The organism is Mycolicibacterium aubagnense (assembly GCF_010730955.1).
Classification (GTDB): domain Bacteria; phylum Actinomycetota; class Actinomycetes; order Mycobacteriales; family Mycobacteriaceae; genus Mycobacterium; species Mycobacterium aubagnense.
Window position 1 is genome coordinate 1,673,912 of the sequence record NZ_AP022577.1, and the last position, 14,597, is coordinate 1,688,508.

The 14,597-nt window shown below is 67.5% G+C and carries 18 protein-coding genes; 11 read left to right on the plus strand and 7 right to left on the minus strand.

Annotation, left to right across the window (positions count from 1 at the left end):
- Window positions 1-10: 10 nt before the first annotated feature.
- Complete coding sequence (locus G6N59_RS08280; protein WP_138231701.1) at window positions 11-1,225, plus strand: Rv3212 family protein; 1,215 nt, start codon at window positions 11-13, stop codon at window positions 1,223-1,225.
- 9 nt (window positions 1,226-1,234) lie between these two features.
- Here G6N59_RS08280 and G6N59_RS08285 read toward each other — a convergent pair whose 3' ends face one another.
- Entirely contained in the window at window positions 1,235-2,038 is an 804-nt protein-coding gene (locus tag G6N59_RS08285; protein WP_163911122.1) for a ParA family protein, read from the minus strand.
- A 50-nt stretch (window positions 2,039-2,088) separates the two neighbouring features.
- On the opposite strand from G6N59_RS08285, the gene G6N59_RS08290 reads away from it, so the two are divergent.
- From G6N59_RS08290 to G6N59_RS08310, 5 genes are all read left to right on the plus strand, one after another.
- On the plus strand, window positions 2,089-2,724 hold the full coding sequence (locus G6N59_RS08290) for an acid phosphatase (RefSeq protein WP_234884336.1): 636 nt from the start codon (window positions 2,089-2,091) through the stop codon (window positions 2,722-2,724).
- 44 nt (window positions 2,725-2,768) lie between these two features.
- On the plus strand, window positions 2,769-3,815 hold the full coding sequence (locus G6N59_RS08295) for an isochorismate synthase (RefSeq protein ID WP_138231741.1): 1,047 nt from the start codon (window positions 2,769-2,771) through the stop codon (window positions 3,813-3,815).
- A gap of 13 nt (window positions 3,816-3,828) precedes the next feature.
- Window positions 3,829-4,320, plus strand: coding sequence for a GNAT family N-acetyltransferase (locus G6N59_RS08300; protein ID WP_138231704.1), 492 nt, complete (start codon window positions 3,829-3,831; stop codon window positions 4,318-4,320).
- Window positions 4,321-4,446: 126 nt separating this feature from the next.
- Window positions 4,447-6,642 (plus strand): adenylate/guanylate cyclase domain-containing protein, encoded by a 2,196-nt coding sequence (locus G6N59_RS08305; protein WP_138231705.1) that lies wholly within the window; start codon window positions 4,447-4,449, stop codon window positions 6,640-6,642.
- Window positions 6,642-8,039 carry a mechanosensitive ion channel family protein gene (locus G6N59_RS08310; protein ID WP_170212424.1) on the plus strand — a complete coding sequence of 466 codons (1,398 nt, stop codon included), beginning with the start codon at window positions 6,642-6,644 and terminating at the stop codon, window positions 8,037-8,039. The genes G6N59_RS08305 and G6N59_RS08310 overlap by 1 nt, the downstream gene beginning before the upstream one ends.
- Before the next feature lie 4 nt (window positions 8,040-8,043).
- Here the strand turns inward: G6N59_RS08310 and G6N59_RS08315 are convergent, their stop codons facing one another.
- Window positions 8,044-8,433 carry a hypothetical protein gene (locus G6N59_RS08315; protein WP_138231707.1) on the minus strand — a complete coding sequence of 130 codons (390 nt, stop codon included), beginning with the start codon at window positions 8,431-8,433 and terminating at the stop codon, window positions 8,044-8,046.
- Window positions 8,430-8,873 (minus strand): type II 3-dehydroquinate dehydratase, encoded by a 444-nt coding sequence (gene aroQ, locus G6N59_RS08320; protein WP_138231708.1) that lies wholly within the window; start codon window positions 8,871-8,873, stop codon window positions 8,430-8,432. Before aroQ ends, G6N59_RS08315 begins: the two co-directional genes overlap by 4 nt.
- Before the next feature lie 78 nt (window positions 8,874-8,951).
- Between aroQ and G6N59_RS08325 the strand changes: the two genes are divergently transcribed.
- The 3 genes from G6N59_RS08325 to whiB1 all read left to right on the plus strand — a co-directional run bounded on the left by G6N59_RS08325 (window position 8,952) and on the right by whiB1 (window position 10,824).
- Window positions 8,952-9,308: a YchJ family protein gene (locus G6N59_RS08325; protein WP_138231742.1), complete on the plus strand. Its 357-nt coding sequence runs from the start codon at window positions 8,952-8,954 to the stop codon at window positions 9,306-9,308.
- A gap of 52 nt (window positions 9,309-9,360) precedes the next feature.
- Window positions 9,361-10,320 carry a diacylglycerol/lipid kinase family protein gene (locus G6N59_RS08330; RefSeq protein ID WP_138231709.1) on the plus strand — a complete coding sequence of 320 codons (960 nt, stop codon included), beginning with the start codon at window positions 9,361-9,363 and terminating at the stop codon, window positions 10,318-10,320.
- 249 nt (window positions 10,321-10,569) lie between these two features.
- A complete protein-coding gene (whiB1, locus tag G6N59_RS08335) occupies window positions 10,570-10,824 on the plus strand; it encodes a transcriptional regulator WhiB1 (RefSeq protein WP_043392449.1) in 255 nt (84 codons plus the stop codon).
- Window positions 10,825-10,917: 93 nt separating this feature from the next.
- On the opposite strand, the gene G6N59_RS08340 is transcribed toward whiB1, so the two are convergent.
- Both G6N59_RS08340 and G6N59_RS08345 read right to left on the minus strand, forming a co-directional pair.
- Window positions 10,918-12,411, minus strand: a complete 1,494-nt coding sequence (locus G6N59_RS08340) for a two-component system sensor histidine kinase PdtaS (protein WP_138231710.1) — start codon at window positions 12,409-12,411, stop codon at window positions 10,918-10,920.
- A gap of 23 nt (window positions 12,412-12,434) precedes the next feature.
- On the minus strand, window positions 12,435-12,650 hold the full coding sequence (locus tag G6N59_RS08345; RefSeq protein ID WP_036421130.1) for a biotin/lipoyl-binding carrier protein: 216 nt from the start codon (window positions 12,648-12,650) through the stop codon (window positions 12,435-12,437).
- Window positions 12,651-12,788: 138 nt separating this feature from the next.
- On the opposite strand from G6N59_RS08345, the gene G6N59_RS31835 reads away from it, so the two are divergent.
- The gene (locus G6N59_RS31835) at window positions 12,789-12,863 is read left to right on the plus strand and encodes a 50S ribosomal protein bL37 (protein WP_085976028.1); all 75 of its coding nucleotides are present in this window, start codon (window positions 12,789-12,791) and stop codon (window positions 12,861-12,863) included.
- 54 nt (window positions 12,864-12,917) lie between these two features.
- Here the strand turns inward: G6N59_RS31835 and rsrA are convergent, their stop codons facing one another.
- Both rsrA and G6N59_RS08355 read right to left on the minus strand, forming a co-directional pair.
- Complete coding sequence (gene rsrA, locus G6N59_RS08350; RefSeq protein ID WP_138231711.1) at window positions 12,918-13,235, minus strand: mycothiol system anti-sigma-R factor; 318 nt, start codon at window positions 13,233-13,235, stop codon at window positions 12,918-12,920.
- Window positions 13,235-13,864 (minus strand): sigma-70 family RNA polymerase sigma factor, encoded by a 630-nt coding sequence (locus G6N59_RS08355; RefSeq protein ID WP_179970338.1) that lies wholly within the window; start codon window positions 13,862-13,864, stop codon window positions 13,235-13,237. Before G6N59_RS08355 ends, rsrA begins: the two co-directional genes overlap by 1 nt.
- Window positions 13,865-14,085: 221 nt before the next feature.
- On the opposite strand from G6N59_RS08355, the gene G6N59_RS08360 reads away from it, so the two are divergent.
- A complete protein-coding gene (locus tag G6N59_RS08360; protein WP_138231713.1) occupies window positions 14,086-14,577 on the plus strand; it encodes an aminoacyl-tRNA deacylase in 492 nt (163 codons plus the stop codon).
- Window positions 14,578-14,597 lie beyond the last annotated feature (20 nt).

Below are 14,597 nucleotides of genomic sequence, written 5' to 3' on the forward strand. Positions count from 1 at the left end.
TCGGCACCCTATGGTCAAACCGGAACGACGTACCAAAGCTGATCTGATCGCCGCCGCGGCCATCGCGGTGGTGGTCGCCGTCGGTGCAGCGATGATCTGGTGGAACAGCGACGCGCGGGCCACCATGAGCCGCCCCGCCGACCGTCCCATCCCGGCGTTGCACGCCGCGAAGACGGTGCCCACGACGCTGCGCGAACTGTGGACCGCGACCAGCGGCAAGACGACCAAGCCGTCGGTCGTCGGCGGCGTCGTGGTGACGGGCGACGGCGACGAGATGCAGGGCCGCGACCCGGCCAACGGCAACACCTTGTGGAGCTACTCGCGGGGCCGTGAGCTGTGCGGTGTGACGACCGTCTACCAGTTCGCGGTGGCGGTCTATCCGGACGGGCGCGGCTGCGGGCAGGCCAGCGCCGTCGACGCGAGCACCGGACGGCGCGGTCCCGCCCGCAGCAGCCTGGCAGACGCCGAGGTGAAGCTGTCCACGGACGACACGACGATCCTGTCATACGGCGACAGCAGGCTGGAGCAGTGGCGCTCGGACCTGGTGCGGATGATCAGCTACGGCTATCTCGACGCGGTCGTCAAACCTGGCGTCCCCGCCTCTCCCCTGTGCCGATTGACCTCCGCCGCGGCCAGCCCGGCGTCGGTGGCCGTCATGGAAGCCTGCCCGAAACAGAACGACCTGCGGCTGACGCTGCTCAAGGCCGGCAAGGAAGAAGACCAGCCGGACGTCAAGAAAGTGGCGCTGCCCGGTGTCAGCGTGGATTCCGACGCACAGGTGATCGCGGTGTCAGAAACCAAGGCGGCGATCTACCTGCCGACGCCGCAGCCGTGCGTCAACATCATCGACGAAACCGGCAACACCATCGCCAGCACCTTGCTGCCGCATCCCGCGACGCCGGTGACGGCGACCACCCGCGTCGGTGACGTCGTCACCTGGTACACCGGCGATTCGGTGCTGGTCTTCGACGCCAGCGGCCTGCGCTACAAGTACACCGTCAGCGCGCAGGGCGGGCAGGCGCCGATCGGCCCGGCGACCATGCTGGCCGGGCATCTGCTGGTTCCGGTGACCAGCGGCTACGACACGTTCGACGCGCAGAGTGGCGCCGGCCAGACGCACATCGCGCTGGCCCGCAAACCGGTCAACACCGCGGTCATCCCCGCCGTCGCCGGCCCGATGCTGCTGGAGCAGCGCGGCAGCCAATTGGTCGCGCTGGGCCAGTGACCCGCGGGATCACACCTCAGGGGTGAAGACGGGCAGCGCCTTGTTCTTCTTCCAGTGCTTCAGCAGCGCCTCCGCCAGCTCGCGATAAGCGAGGGCGCCCTTGTTCTTCCGGCCCGCGAGGACCGACGAGCCGGAGGCGCTGGCCTCGGCGAACCGCACCGTCCGCGGGATGGGCGGGGCGAGCACCACGAGGCTGTAGCGGTCGGCCACGTCGAGCAGCACGTCCCGGCTGTGGGTGGTGCGGGCGTCGTACAGCGTGGGCAGCGCGCCCAGCAGCCGCAGGTCGGGGTTGGTGATCTGCTGCACGTCGGTGACGGTCCGCAGGAACTGACCGACGCCTCGGTGGGCCAGCGTCTCGCACTGCAGCGGCACGACGACGTCGTTGGCGGCGGTCAGGCCGTTCAGGGTCAGCACACCCAGGGACGGCGGGCAGTCGATGATGATCACATCGAATTGGTCTGCGATCTTGGCCAGCGCGCGCTTGAGCGCGTACTCCCGGCCGGCCCGCATGAGCAGCATCGCCTCGGCGCCGGCCAGGTCGATGTTGGCCGGCAGCAGGGTCATGCCCTCGGCGGTCGAGACCAGCGCGGCGTCGGGTTCCACGTCACCGAGCAGCACCTCGTGCACCGACACCGGCAGTTTGTCCGGATCCTGGCCGAGGGAGAACGTCAGACAGCCCTGCGGATCGAGGTCGACGAGCAGAACCCGCTGGCCTTCCTCGGTCAGCGCTGCACCCAGCGATGCCACTGTTGTCGTTTTTGCGACGCCACCTTTTTGGTTGGCGACCGCAAGTACCCGCGTCACGATGCCCATCCTGACACGCGGCCATGTGGCGCCGCTTACCGTGGGGCAGAATCTCGGTCGTGGATATTGCAGTCGACCCGTCAGTTGAGCTGCTGACACACCGGCTCTTGCTGCTTCGCCACGGGCAGACCGAATGGTCGCGCACCGGCCGGCACACCGGCCGCACCGAGGTGGAGCTGACCGACGAAGGGCGGCAACAGGCCCGTAGCGCCGCCTCGGCGCTGGCCGCACTGAAGCTCGACGACCCGTTGGTGATCAGCAGCCCGCGCAAGCGCGCCGTGGTCACGGCAGAGCTGGCCGGGCTGGACGTCGCCGAGACGACCGAACTGCTGGCCGAGTGGGACTACGGCGCTTACGAGGGCCGCACCACACCACAGATTCGTGAGCAGGTGCCCGACTGGCTGGTGTGGACGCACGGCTGCCCCGGCGGCGAGAGCGTGGCCGGAGTCGGCGAGCGGGCGGACCGCGCCATCGCGCTCGCCCTGGAGCAGCTGCCGTCGCGCGACGTGGTCTTCGTGGGGCACGGCCACTTCTCGCGCGCCGTGATGGCCCGTTGGATGGAGCTCCCGGTGACCGACGGAATCCGGATCTCCATGGTGCCCGCCTCGATCTCGGTGTGCGGTTTCGAGCACGGGGTACGCCAGTTGGTCGCGCTCGGTCTGACCGGTCACCCCAACCCGTGCCTGCCCGGGTGAGCCGCCCCGCACCGGTGTTCGTGCTGGCCGGCCCCGATGGGGTCATGCTGGCCGACGGACCTGTCCAGGCGTTCGGCGATCTGGACGACGCACGACGGACGCTGGCCGCCGGCGACGTGCCGATCCTGTTGGGCGCCTTGCCTTTTGACCTGCATTCTCCCGCCGCATTGATGGCGCCGACGGCAGTGACCTCGGCCGACGTCCTGCCGTTCACCGACCACCGCTTGCCGGCGGTCCGCATCGCGGCCAGTCTGCCGTCACCCGACGAGCACCGGGCCCGCGTGGCGGCGGCGGTGCGGGCCCTGCGCGATCCCGCTACCGGCCTGCACAAGGTGGTACTCGCCCGGGCGCTGCAGCTCGTCGCCGACGAGGCCATCGATCCCTATGCCGTACTGGCCCGCCTCGCCGAAGACCGCAGCGCCACCGCATTTTTCACCGACCTCAGCGCGGCCGGTCCGCGGTACCGCGGCACCGCGCTGCTCGGCGCGAGCCCGGAACTGCTGGTGGCCCGCCGCGGCGACGTGGTGACATGCACGCCGTTCGCCGGCTCTGCGCCGCGCTCCCTCGACCCCGAAACGGACGCCGCCCACGGCGCAGCCCTGGCCGCGTCGGCCAAGAATCGGCATGAGCACCAGCTGGTGGTCGACATCATGCGCGAGGCGCTCGAACCGCTGTGCGCCGAGCTCCACATCGCCGCCGAGCCGCAGGTCAGCGCCACCACGGCCGTCTGGCATCTGAGCACGCCCATCGTCGGGCGGCTGCGCGAACCCTCGACCACCGCACTGGATTTGGCGATCGCGCTGCACCCGACGCCGGCAGTCGGCGGGGTACCCACCGCCGCGGCGGCGCGGCTGATCACCGAGTTGGAGGGCGACCGCGGGTTTTATGCCGGTGCGGTCGGCTGGTGCGACAGCGCCGGCGACGGCCGCTGGGTGGTATCGATCCGGTGTGGGCAGCTGTCCGCGGATCGGCTGTCCGTCGACGCCCGCGCCGGCGGCGGGATCGTCGCCGAATCCGACCCCGACGACGAAGTCACCGAGACCACAACAAAATTCAGGACGATGCTGACCGCACTGGGAATAGCGCAATGATGGGACAGGACAAATGACAACGACCATCCGACCGGCCCAGCCCGGCGACGAAGTCGAGATCACCGCGATGATCCACGAGCTGGCCGCCTTCGAGAAGGCCGCCGACGAGTGCACCGTGACCGAAGCGCAGATTCGGACCGCGTTGTTCGGCGGTGGCGAGTCCGGTCAGGCCGCCGTCTCGGGTCACTTCGTCGAGGTCGACGGCCGGCCGGCCGCCTTCGCCCTGTGGTTCCGGAACTTCTCCACGTGGGACGGCGTCTCCGGCATCTACCTCGAGGACCTGTTCGTGCGCCCCGACTTCCGTCGCCGCGGGCTGGCCCGGAAGCTGCTGTCCACCCTGGCCCAGGAGTGCGTCGAGCACGGGTATTCACGGCTGCAGTGGGCGGTACTGAACTGGAACGTCAATGCGATCGCCCTGTATGAGGAAGTCGGCGGTAAGCCGCAATCCGAGTGGACCACCTACCGAGTGTCCGGCCCGGACCTCACCGCGCTGGCCCAGGGCTGATCATCACACCCTTGACCAATCCGTAAATTTCGCGCCGGATCCCCTTCAACACGTGGGTCACAGCTGTCACATCGGTGTTAATCTGCGGCCAGCCCGCTCTGAGGCCGGGCCAGCGAAGGGACGGCAATGGTGGATGCCTCCGAACGGAACGGTGACGAAAAGCTCGCAGCTCCGCACCAGGCTTCGCGGCGATTCGATCGATTCCAGCGCCGTCAACTGCTGTCGAAGGTGAGCATCCAGTCGAAGCTCGTCGTGATGCTGGTGCTGTGCACCATCGTGGCCGCCACGGTCGTCGGGTTCATCGCATTCCAGACCGGCCGCGGCTCGATGCGGGATTCGGTCTTCAACCGGCTGACCGAGGTGCGCCAGTCGCAGTCGCGCGCACTACAGGACCAGTTGTCGGACCTGAAGAACTCGATGATCATCTACGCGCGCGGGGCCACCACCGTCAACGCGCTGGCAGACTTCACCGCGGGGTTCGACGCGCTCGCCGACAAGCCGATCAGTCCCGCCCAGGCGCAGTCGGTCGCCGACTACTACACCAACACCTTTGTCAAAGAGGTCCAGAAATCCAGCGGGGTCACCCTCAACACCGACCAATTGCTGCCGAAAGACAACCCACAGCGGTACCTGCAGGCCAACTACACCGCGGTGCGTCAGAACGACGACACCGCCGTCAAGATCAACGACGCCCACGACGGCAGCCTCTGGTCGGCGGCCAACGCCAGGTACCAGGATTTCTTCCGCGAGATCGTCAGCCGGTTCGAATTCCAGGACGCCATGCTGCTCGACACCCGCGGCAACATGGTCTACACGGCGTACAAAGACGTCGACCTGGGCACGAACATCCTCACCGGGCCCTACAGCGGATCCAAACTCCGTGGGGCGTACGAGAAGGCGTTGTCGTCCAACGCGCTCGACTACGTGGGGTTCACCGACTTCGAGATCTACCAGCCGGCGGAGAACGACCCCACGGCGTGGATGGTCACCCCGATCGTCAACGGCGGGCGCGCAGTCGGCGTGCTGGCCCTGCAGTTCCCCGCGTCGAAGGTCAACCGGCTGATGACCTTCAACAAGCGTTGGAACGAATCCGGGCTGGGCAACACCGGCGAGGTCTACCTGGTGGGGTCGGACAACCTGATGCGCTCGGACTCCCGGCTGTTCCTGGAGAATCCGCAGGCCTACAAGCAAGCAGTCGTCGATGCCGGGACCCCCGCATCCGTCGCCGAACGGGCCATCCAGGTCGGCGGGACCACGCTCGTTCAGCCCATCCCGGCGGAGTCCGCACGGCGGGCACAGCGCGGCGAATCGGGGACCCAGATCGGCACCGACTACCTCGGCAACGAGGCGCTGCAGGCGTATGCGCCCGTGACAATTCCCGATTCCGATCTGAACTGGTCCATCATCGCGAAGATCGACACCGCGGAGGCCTTCGAAAAGGAGGCCTCGTTCACCCGGACCATGGTGCTGTCGACGGTCGGCATCATCTTCGCGGTCTGCATCGCCTCGGTGTTCCTCGCCCAGCTCTTCGTCAGGCCGATCCGGCGGCTGGAAGCCGGCGCGCAGCGGATCGGCGCCGGTGACTACGACATCGCCATCCCGGTGTCCACGCGCGACGAAATCGGGGATTTGACAGAAGCTTTCAACGAGATGAGCAGAAGTCTCACCGTCAAGGAGGAGCTCCTCGTCGAGCAGCGCAAGGAGAACTCCAAACTGCTCGCGCTGCTGATGCCCGAGCCGCTCGCGGAGCGCTATCAGCAGGGCGAGGAGATCCCGGCCGAGGAGCACCAGAACGTCACCGTGATCTTCACCGAGATCATCGGACTCGACCGGCTGCAGGCCGAGCTGACGTCGCAGGGGTCACTCGCCATCGTCACCGAGATCGAGCGCCAATTCGATGCCGCGGCAAACAGTCTCGGTATCGAACGGGGCCGGCCCATCCGCAACGGCTACCTCAGCAGCTGCGGCCTGAATGTGCCGCGCCTGGACAACGTGCGTCGCACCGTCGACTTCGCGCTGGAGTGCCAGCGGATCATCGAGCGGTTCAACGGCCAGACGGGCTACACACTGGGCCTGCGCGCGGGCATCGACACCGGCACCGTCAGCAGCGGCCTCGGCGGCCGGCACTCGGTGGTGTACGACATGTGGGGCGCGGCGGTGAATGTCGCGTACCAGATCAAGAGCGGGTCACCGCAACCCGGGATCGACGTCACCGACCGGGTGTACCAGGCCTTACACGAGACCATGAGCTTCACGTCCGTCGGCACCGTCACCGTCGACGGGCGGGAGGAGCCGATCTGGCGACTGGTGGAGCCGCGGTGATCGCCGGCATCTTCACCTCGTCCTGGTTCTACTGGGCCGTCGGCATCGCGATCGGACTGCCGATCGGGCTGGTCGCCCTCACCGAGTGGCAGCACGCCTTACGGCGCCGGCAGAGCTTCCTGGTGCGGCCGGTGACCCTGCTGCGCAATTATCTGCTGCCGCTGGGCGCACTGCTGCTGCTGCTGACCGAGGCCCGTCAGGTGCCCGCCGGGGCCACCTCGGTCCGCACCGTCGCAACGCTTTTCGCGTTCGTCGTACTCGTCCTGCTGTTGTCCGGGGTGAATGCCGCCCTGTTCCAGGGCGCCCCGGAAGGGACGTGGCGCAAGCGGATTCCGACGATCTTCGTCGACGTCGCGCGGTTCGTCCTCATCGCGGTCGGTCTCGCGCTGATCTTCTCGTACATCTGGGGCGCCAACGTCCGCGGGTTGTTCACCGCGCTCGGGATCACCTCGATCGTCATCGGCCTGACGCTGCAGAACTCCGTCGGCCACGTCATCTCCGGGCTGCTGATGCTGTTCGAGCAGCCGTTCCAGATCGGCGACTGGCTCGACACCGCCAGCGCCCGGGGCCGGGTGGTCGAAGTCAACTGGCGTGCAGTGCATCTGGAGACCAGCACCGGACTGCAGATCATCCCGAACGCGGTGCTCGCCGCGGCGTCCTTCGCGAACCTGAGCCGCCCGGAGAACAAGCACAAGGTCAAGGTGACGACGATCTTCTCGCTGGACGATCCACCGAACCAGGTGTGCGCCATGCTGACCGGGCTCGCCGCCGAGTTGCCGATGCGGCGCCGCGAAGGCACCGTGTCGTCCACGCCGCTGGGTGGTCTCGAATACCAGACCACCATTCCCCTGAACTCCCCCGCCGACGACGGGGACACGAAAACCCTCTTCCTGCAATGGGTCTGGTACGCCTCCCGGCGGGCCGGCCTGCATCTCGACGAGGCCGAGGACGAGTTCGCGACGCCCGAACGGCTGCTGGCCGCCGTGGGCCAGGTCGTCGCGCCGACGTTGCATCTGGACGCCGACGAACAGCGTGAGCTCATGCCGGCCGCAGCCCTGGAACGCTACGCCATCGACGAAGTGGTCCAGCGTGCCGGCGAGGTGCCCGAGCGGATGACCTTCATCGTGTCGGGCCGCGTCCAGCTGACCGCCGGAACCGCCGACGAACCCGGCCCGGTGATCGGAATCCTCGACGAGGGTGGGTATCTCGGCCAGAGCACTCTCACCCGCCAGCCGGTGATCGGCTATGCACACGCCCTCGATGAGGTCACGGTGGTCCATGTCGAGCGGGCCCACATCGAAATGGTGGTGCAACGAAACCCGTTGCTGCTACAGGAGTTCGGCCGCGCCATCGAGGACCGCCGGGCCCGGGCCCAGCGCGCACTGACGGAGGACTGAAATCTCAGTCGCGCTGGGATATCCACTGCACGGTCGACGGGCTGAACAACAGCCCCAGCGTGACGAGCGAGACCAGCGCGACCACAATGGCGTACTGCAACTGACCGGACTGGAAGACGTACCACGCGACGCCGAGCAGCAGCAGGTTGGCGAACACCCCAATGCCGCGTCCCCACCGTCGTCCGGTGATCAGCGCCCAGCCACCGGCAAGCACGCCACCGCAGATGCACACCAGCCAGAGCGCGTTGCCGTACCCGCTGACGATGTGCTGGTCCGCCCCGGCCAGCCCGCGCACCACGTACACCGCCGCCCCGATCAAACCGAGCACCCCCTCGGCCGCCACCAGGAACCCGGCCCGGCGGACAGCCGGCGGGTGGATCGCCGGATCACTCACCGCGACAACCGATCTGCCAGGTACCGCACTGCCAATTCGTAGCCGATGGGCCCCGCGCCGGCGATCACGGTCTCGGCCACCGCCGACACGTAGGAGTGGTGCCGGAAGGCCTCGCGCTTGTGGATATTGCTCAAATGCACTTCGGCAACCGGCAATTCGGCCGCGGTGAGTGCGTCTGCGATGGCCACTGAGGTGTGGCTGTACGCGGCGGGGTTGATCACGATGCCGACGCAGTCGGTGCGCGCCGCCTGGATCGCGTCGACCAGTTCACCTTCGTGGTTGCTCTGCACCGCACGCACGGAGAAACCGAATTGCGCGGCCAGGTCGGTGACGGCCCGCTCGATCTGCGCCAGGGTGGTGGAGCCGTAGATTTCCGGCTGGCGAGTACCCAACAGATTCAGGTTGGGCCCGTTGACGAGGAGCAGGCGGCGATCGGTCACCTACCCACGGTACCGGCTGCGAACAGGCAGAATTGCCCGGTGCCGATCAACACTGCGCCGTGTCGCTGCGATACCGGGATGGAGTACGCCGCCTGCTGCGGCCCGCTGCACCGCGGGGAGCGCCGCGCCGCCACCGCGGTGGCGCTGATGCGTTCGCGGTTCACCGCGTTCGCCCTCGGCGATGTCGACTACCTGCTGGCGACGTGGCACCCGAGCACCCGCCCGGCAGACCTCGACCTGGACGCCGACGTCGTGTGGCGCCGGCTGCAGATCGTCGACACCGAGGCCGGCGGCGAGGATGACCCGACCGGCGTGGTGCAGTTCCGCGCCCAGTACGTGCGCGACGGTGGTCGGCACATCCTGCACGAGCGCAGCCGCTTCGCCCGCGGCCGTGACGGCCGCTGGCTTTACCTCGACGGCGATTTCGTGGACTAGCACCCGGGCGATCGAGTTGCCGACGGTCGCGGCGCGGATAGGCTCGTCATCCGTGCGTGCCGTGCTGATCGTGAACCCGAACGCGACCTCGACCACCCCGGCAGGCCGGGACCTGCTGGCCCATGCGCTGGAAAGCCGCGTCGACCTCACCGTCGCGCATACCGATCACCGCGGCCACGCCATCGAGATCGGGCACAAGGCCGCCGCCGACGGCACCGATGTGGTGATCGTGCACGGCGGGGACGGCACGGTGAACGAGGTCGTCAACGGCATCCTGGGTCATGCCAACGGGGTGCCCGGCGCCTCCAACACCGCCGTCGGCGTGGTGCCCGGCGGCTCGGCGAACGTTTTCGCCAGGGCCCTCGGCATCAGCCCCGACCCGCTGCAGGCGACCAATCAGCTCGTCGACCTGCTGAGCGACCATCGCCGAGGCGTCCCGTGGCGGCGGATCGGCCTGATGGACTGTGGCGACCGCTGGTCGGTGTTCACCGCGGGCATGGGCGTCGACGGCGAGGTCGTGGCGGCCGTCGAGGCGCAGCGGGCCAAGGGCCGCAAGGTGACCGCGTCGCGGTACATCCGGGTCGCGATCCGCGAGGCCGTCGGCAGCGCCCGGAAACCGCCGCGGCTGACGCTGCACCTGCCGGACCGCGAGCCGATCCCCGGTGTGCACTTCGCGTTCGTCTCGAACTCCAGCCCGTGGACCTACGCCAACAGCCGGCCGGTCTGGACCAACCCAACGACGACGTTCGAGACCGGGCTGGGCGTGTTCGCGACCACCAGCATGGGCATCTGGGCCAACCTTCGATTGCTGCGACAGATGCTGTCGCGTACGCCACAGATCGAGGGACCACATCTCATCCGCGACGACGATCTGCCATGGCTGCGCGTGACAAGTGACACACCAATCGCGTGTCAGATCGACGGGGATTTCGTTGGCCTGCGCGAAAGCATGACGTTCACGTCGGTACCGGAGGCGCTCAACGTGGTCGCGCCACCAGCGGTAGCACAGTGACCAGCGATCTCGGTAACAGTTTGCCAAATTTAGGGCGCAGGTGGCTCAAGTGTAGTACAACTGGGTTAGGGGCCTGCCAACCCGGGTCCGAAGTGACATTGCCCACGAGTTAACGCGCCGCTATTGACATCTGTCCAGCCTGTGAAAACATCAGATGCAACAGTGCAGAAACATTTCGTGTGCACCCGTTAACAGCCGAAGTTAAAAACCTTGCGCGCTTTGCTGCGCGCCCAGTGAGGAGTGTTGACCATGGATTGGCGCCACAAGGCGGTCTGTCGTGACGAGGACCCGGAACTGTTCTTCCCCGTGGGAAACAGCGGCCCGGCCATCGCCCAGATCGCTGACGCGAAGCTCGTGTGCAACCGCTGCCCGGTGACCACCGAGTGCCTGAGCTGGGCGCTGGAGTCCGGCCAGGACGCCGGCGTCTGGGGCGGTATGAGCGAAGACGAGCGTCGCGCGCTGAAGCGCCGCAACGCCCGCACCAAGGCTCGCACCGGCGTCTAGCCACCACGGCATTCAAAAATGACCCCGGCGAATCGCCGGGGTCATTTTTTACGGGGCGGACCCGAAATATAGTGCGCGGCGCGGACTCTCAAGTTATTGCGCAGCTCTACCGCGGCGACCGATCGGGACCCGCAGCACCACATCCGTCCCGCCGCCCGGCACCGCGTTCATCGACAGCGAGCCGTCCAGCACCGACGACACCTGCGTCTGCACGATCTGCAGCCCCAGCCGGTCTGAGTTCTCAAGGGTGAAGCCGTCGGGCAACCCGTGCCCGTCGTCATGCACCACGACGTCGAGCCAGCGCGCGGACCGGTCGGACTTGATGGTCACGCTGCCTTTCTCCGTGGTCGGATCAAAAGCGTGCTCGATCGCGTTCTGCACCAGCTCGGTGATGACCATGATCAGCGCGTGCGCCCGGTCGGCGTCCAGCACACCGAGATCGCCGTCCCGGGTGACCCGGATGGGCGCGCCCAGCGACGCCAGGTCGTTCATCATCGGCAGGATGCGGTCGATCACCTCGTCGAGGTTGACTTCCTCGTCCACCGACAGCGACAGGGCGTCGTGCACCAGCGCGATCGACGACACCCGGCGGACCGAATCCAGCAGCGCCTCGCGCGCCTCGGCGTTGTTCATGCGCCGGGACTGCAACCGCAGCAGCGCCGCCACCGTCTGCAGGTTGTTCTTCACCCGGTGGTGAATCTCGCGGATCGTGGCGTCCTTGGACAGCAGCGCACGGTCACGCCGCTTGATCTCGGTGACGTCGCGGACCAGAACCGCCGCGCCCACCGCCTGACCGCCCACCGACAACGGGATGGTCCGCAGCAGCACCGCGGCACCGCCGGCGTCGATCTCCATACGCATGCTGGAGCCGCCCGCCAGCAGATCGCGAACGTGGTTCGCCAGTTCCTGCGCGTCGAAGGGATCAGAGATCAGCGGACGGGTGACGCTCACCAGGTTCTGGCCGTCCAGCTCGGTGGCCAGCCCCATCCGGTGATAGGCGGAGATGGCGTTGGGGCTGGCGAACACCACCAACCCGTCCACATCCAGCCGGATCAGGCCGTCGCCGACGCGGGGGCTGGACCGCGACATCGGCACGTCGCCGACGTTCGGGAACGTGCCCTCGGCCAGCATGCGAAGGAGATCGCGGGCACAGTCCAGATAGGCCCGCTCGAGCGGTGCCACCTTGCGACGGTCGGCCAGCGCGGTCTGGTGCGTGAGCACCGCCACCACGTCGTTGCCGTAGCGGACCGGCACGGCCTCCAGGTTCAGCCGTGAATCACCTTGTGCCGCCGTGTTTTCCTGGCCCCGACCGATGAGTCCGGTCTCGAAGGCCGTCGTGACGGCAGGCATGTCCGCGGCAGAGCTGATGGTCCCGACCGCATCGGCGAACAACACCGTCAGCGCGGTGTTGGGCCGAATTTGGGCCACACACACCAGGGCCCCGTCATCGCGGCGGACCCACATGAGGTAGTCGGCGAACGACAAGTCGGCCAGCAACTGCCAATCGCCGACCACGGCATGCAGGTGGTCGACCGCATTGCCGGGTAGGACAGTGTGCTCGGCGAGCAGATCACCGAGAGTGGACACGTCGCGTTATCCGGTTGGGGGGCTTAGCCGATGACGGCGATGAGGTCGCCGGCCTGGATCACGTCGCCGACAGCCACGTTGACGGACGTCACCGTGCCGGCGACCTCGGCCAGCACCGGAATCTCCATCTTCATCGACTCGAGGAGCACCACCGTGTCACCCTCACCGATCTGGTCGCCCTCGCGAACCACGACCTCGAGCACACTGGCCACGATTTCAGCGCGAACGTCCTCGGCCATCTTCACCCCACTCGTCTACGTATCTGTACGCAGGCGGTGCCTGCGGCCTCTATTGCACCACAGCACCACGGTTTGCAATTGGGTGGCGTGGCCGTGCGACACTGTAGGGCGAGCAACCCGAACCTTTGGAGGACCATCATGGCCAAGCGTGGCCGCAAGAAGCGTGACCGTAAGCACTCGAAGGCCAACCACGGCCGGCGTCCCAACGCCTGACGTACGCCTTCCCGACCGCCCGGCTCCTCACGGAACCGGGCGGTTTTCTTGCTTTCAGCCGCGAATGATGGTGGTGCGGCTGATCTCGAGCTTCAGGCGGGCACGCAGGCCATCGGGAGCCCTCTCCCCGCTGCATTTGGTGGCGATCAGCGACTTCACCCGCTCCTCCACGCCGTACTGACGCAGGCAGGTCGGGCACTCCTCCAAGTGGAAACGCAGCTTGTCGCGCGTCTCGGCCGTGCATTCCCCGTCGAGCAGGGTCCATACCTCGGCGATCACCGCGGCGCATTCCGGATGCTCCGGGTCGATCGGCCCGATCGGCGGCGTGAACGTGTGCCCGTCGGGACGGGTGAACTCGTCGCTGTCGCTCATCAGGACACCTCCTGAGTGTCAACAAGGCTGTCCCCACGGACGAATCCGCGATCCCGGGCGACGCCGGCCAACAGTTCCCGCAGCTGCTTGCGGCCACGGTGCAGACGGGACATCACCGTCCCGATCGGGGTATCCATGATTTCGGCGATCTCCTTGTACGGGAAGCCCTCGACGTCGGCGTAGTACACCGCCATCCTGAACTCCTCAGGCAGCGCCTGCAGCGCCGCCTTGATTTCGGTGTCCGGCAGCGCCTCGAGCGCCTCGACCTCGGCCGACCGCAGACCGGTCGACGAGTGCTCGGCGTTCGCCGCCAGCTGCCAGTCGGTGATCTCGTCGGTGGGGTACTCAGCCGGCTGCCGCTGCTTCTTTCGGTAGCTGTTGATGTACGTGTTGGTCATGATGCGGTACAGCCACGCTTTGAGGTTGGTGCCCGCACGGAACGAATGGAAGGCCGAGTAGGCCTTGACCATGGTTTCCTGCACCAGATCCTCGGCGTCCGCGGGATTGCGCGTCATGCGCAGCGCGCCGCCGTAGAGCTGATCCAGCAGCGGAATGGCGTCGCGCTCGAACCGCGCCGTCAGCTCCGCATCGCTCTCGAGCGCGGATCCCAGCCCGTCGATGTCGGTCATCGTGGTCGAGACCGTCCCTTCTGTCGCGGCGCCACGCAACAGGTCCGGCAACTCGACCGGACGTTCCAGACATGCCGTTGGCACCTATGTCCCCTTCCGTCCGATCCTAGAGGCTGCGACCGACAAGTTCTCCAGCCATTAATTGACCATGCTGACGGGAGTAACAGCGCCGGACCTCGCAGTTGTTCCCGGTCTCGCTGCGGCCCTTACCCTTGGACGCCATGGCGAGCGCGGCAACCCCGGCGATCAGGGCCCTCCAGGCTGCCGGGATCAGCTACGAGGTACGACAGTTCCGGCATGACCCGCGGGCGACGTCGTTCGGCGACGAGGCCGTCGCCGAACTCGCCGGTGCGGGGTTCGTCGCGGCGCAGATCTTCAAGACTCTGGTGCTGGCGATCCCCGGCGGTCTCGCCGTCGCGGTACTGCCGGTGCCCGACAAGCTGTCGTTCAAGGCCGCGGCGGCCGCACTGGGTGTGCCGAAGGCCGAGATGGCCGAGCAGGCCGCCGCACAACGTTCCACCGGGTATGTCGTCGGCGGAATTTCTCCGCTGGGACAACGCAAGCCGTTGCCGACGGTCGTCGACGAGTCCGCACTGCGTTGGGACCGGGTGCTGTGCAGCGCGGGCAAGCGCGGGCTGGACCTCGTGCTGACCCCGGGCGATCTGGTCACCGCCACCTCGGCGGTGACTGCCGAGATATGTACTGCGCGGTAACTCCGGCGGCATAGGGTGTG

What these genes read in the sequence shown, in the direction of transcription:
- G6N59_RS08280 (WP_138231701.1), top strand. Translation starts at nt 11, where the DNA reads ATGGTCAAACCGGAACGACGTACCAAAGCTGATCTGATCGCCGCCGCG.
- G6N59_RS08285 (WP_163911122.1), bottom strand. Translation starts at nt 2,038, where the DNA reads ATGGGCATCGTGACGCGGGTACTTGCGGTCGCCAACCAAAAAGGTGGC.
- G6N59_RS08325 (WP_138231742.1), top strand. Translation starts at nt 8,952, where the DNA reads ATGGAGTACGCCGCCTGCTGCGGCCCGCTGCACCGCGGGGAGCGCCGC.
- rsrA (WP_138231711.1), bottom strand. Translation starts at nt 13,235, where the DNA reads ATGAGCGACAGCGACGAGTTCACCCGTCCCGACGGGCACACGTTCACG.
- G6N59_RS08360 (WP_138231713.1), top strand. Translation starts at nt 14,086, where the DNA reads ATGGCGAGCGCGGCAACCCCGGCGATCAGGGCCCTCCAGGCTGCCGGG.
- G6N59_RS08355 (WP_179970338.1), bottom strand. Translation starts at nt 13,864, where the DNA reads ATGACCGACATCGACGGGCTGGGATCCGCGCTCGAGAGCGATGCGGAG.
- whiB1 (WP_043392449.1), top strand. Translation starts at nt 10,570, where the DNA reads ATGGATTGGCGCCACAAGGCGGTCTGTCGTGACGAGGACCCGGAACTG.
- G6N59_RS08305 (WP_138231705.1), top strand. Translation starts at nt 4,447, where the DNA reads ATGGTGGATGCCTCCGAACGGAACGGTGACGAAAAGCTCGCAGCTCCG.
- G6N59_RS08300 (WP_138231704.1), top strand. Translation starts at nt 3,829, where the DNA reads ATGACAACGACCATCCGACCGGCCCAGCCCGGCGACGAAGTCGAGATC.
- G6N59_RS08345 (WP_036421130.1), bottom strand. Translation starts at nt 12,650, where the DNA reads ATGGCCGAGGACGTTCGCGCTGAAATCGTGGCCAGTGTGCTCGAGGTC.
- G6N59_RS08295 (WP_138231741.1), top strand. Translation starts at nt 2,769, where the DNA reads ATGCTGGCCGACGGACCTGTCCAGGCGTTCGGCGATCTGGACGACGCA.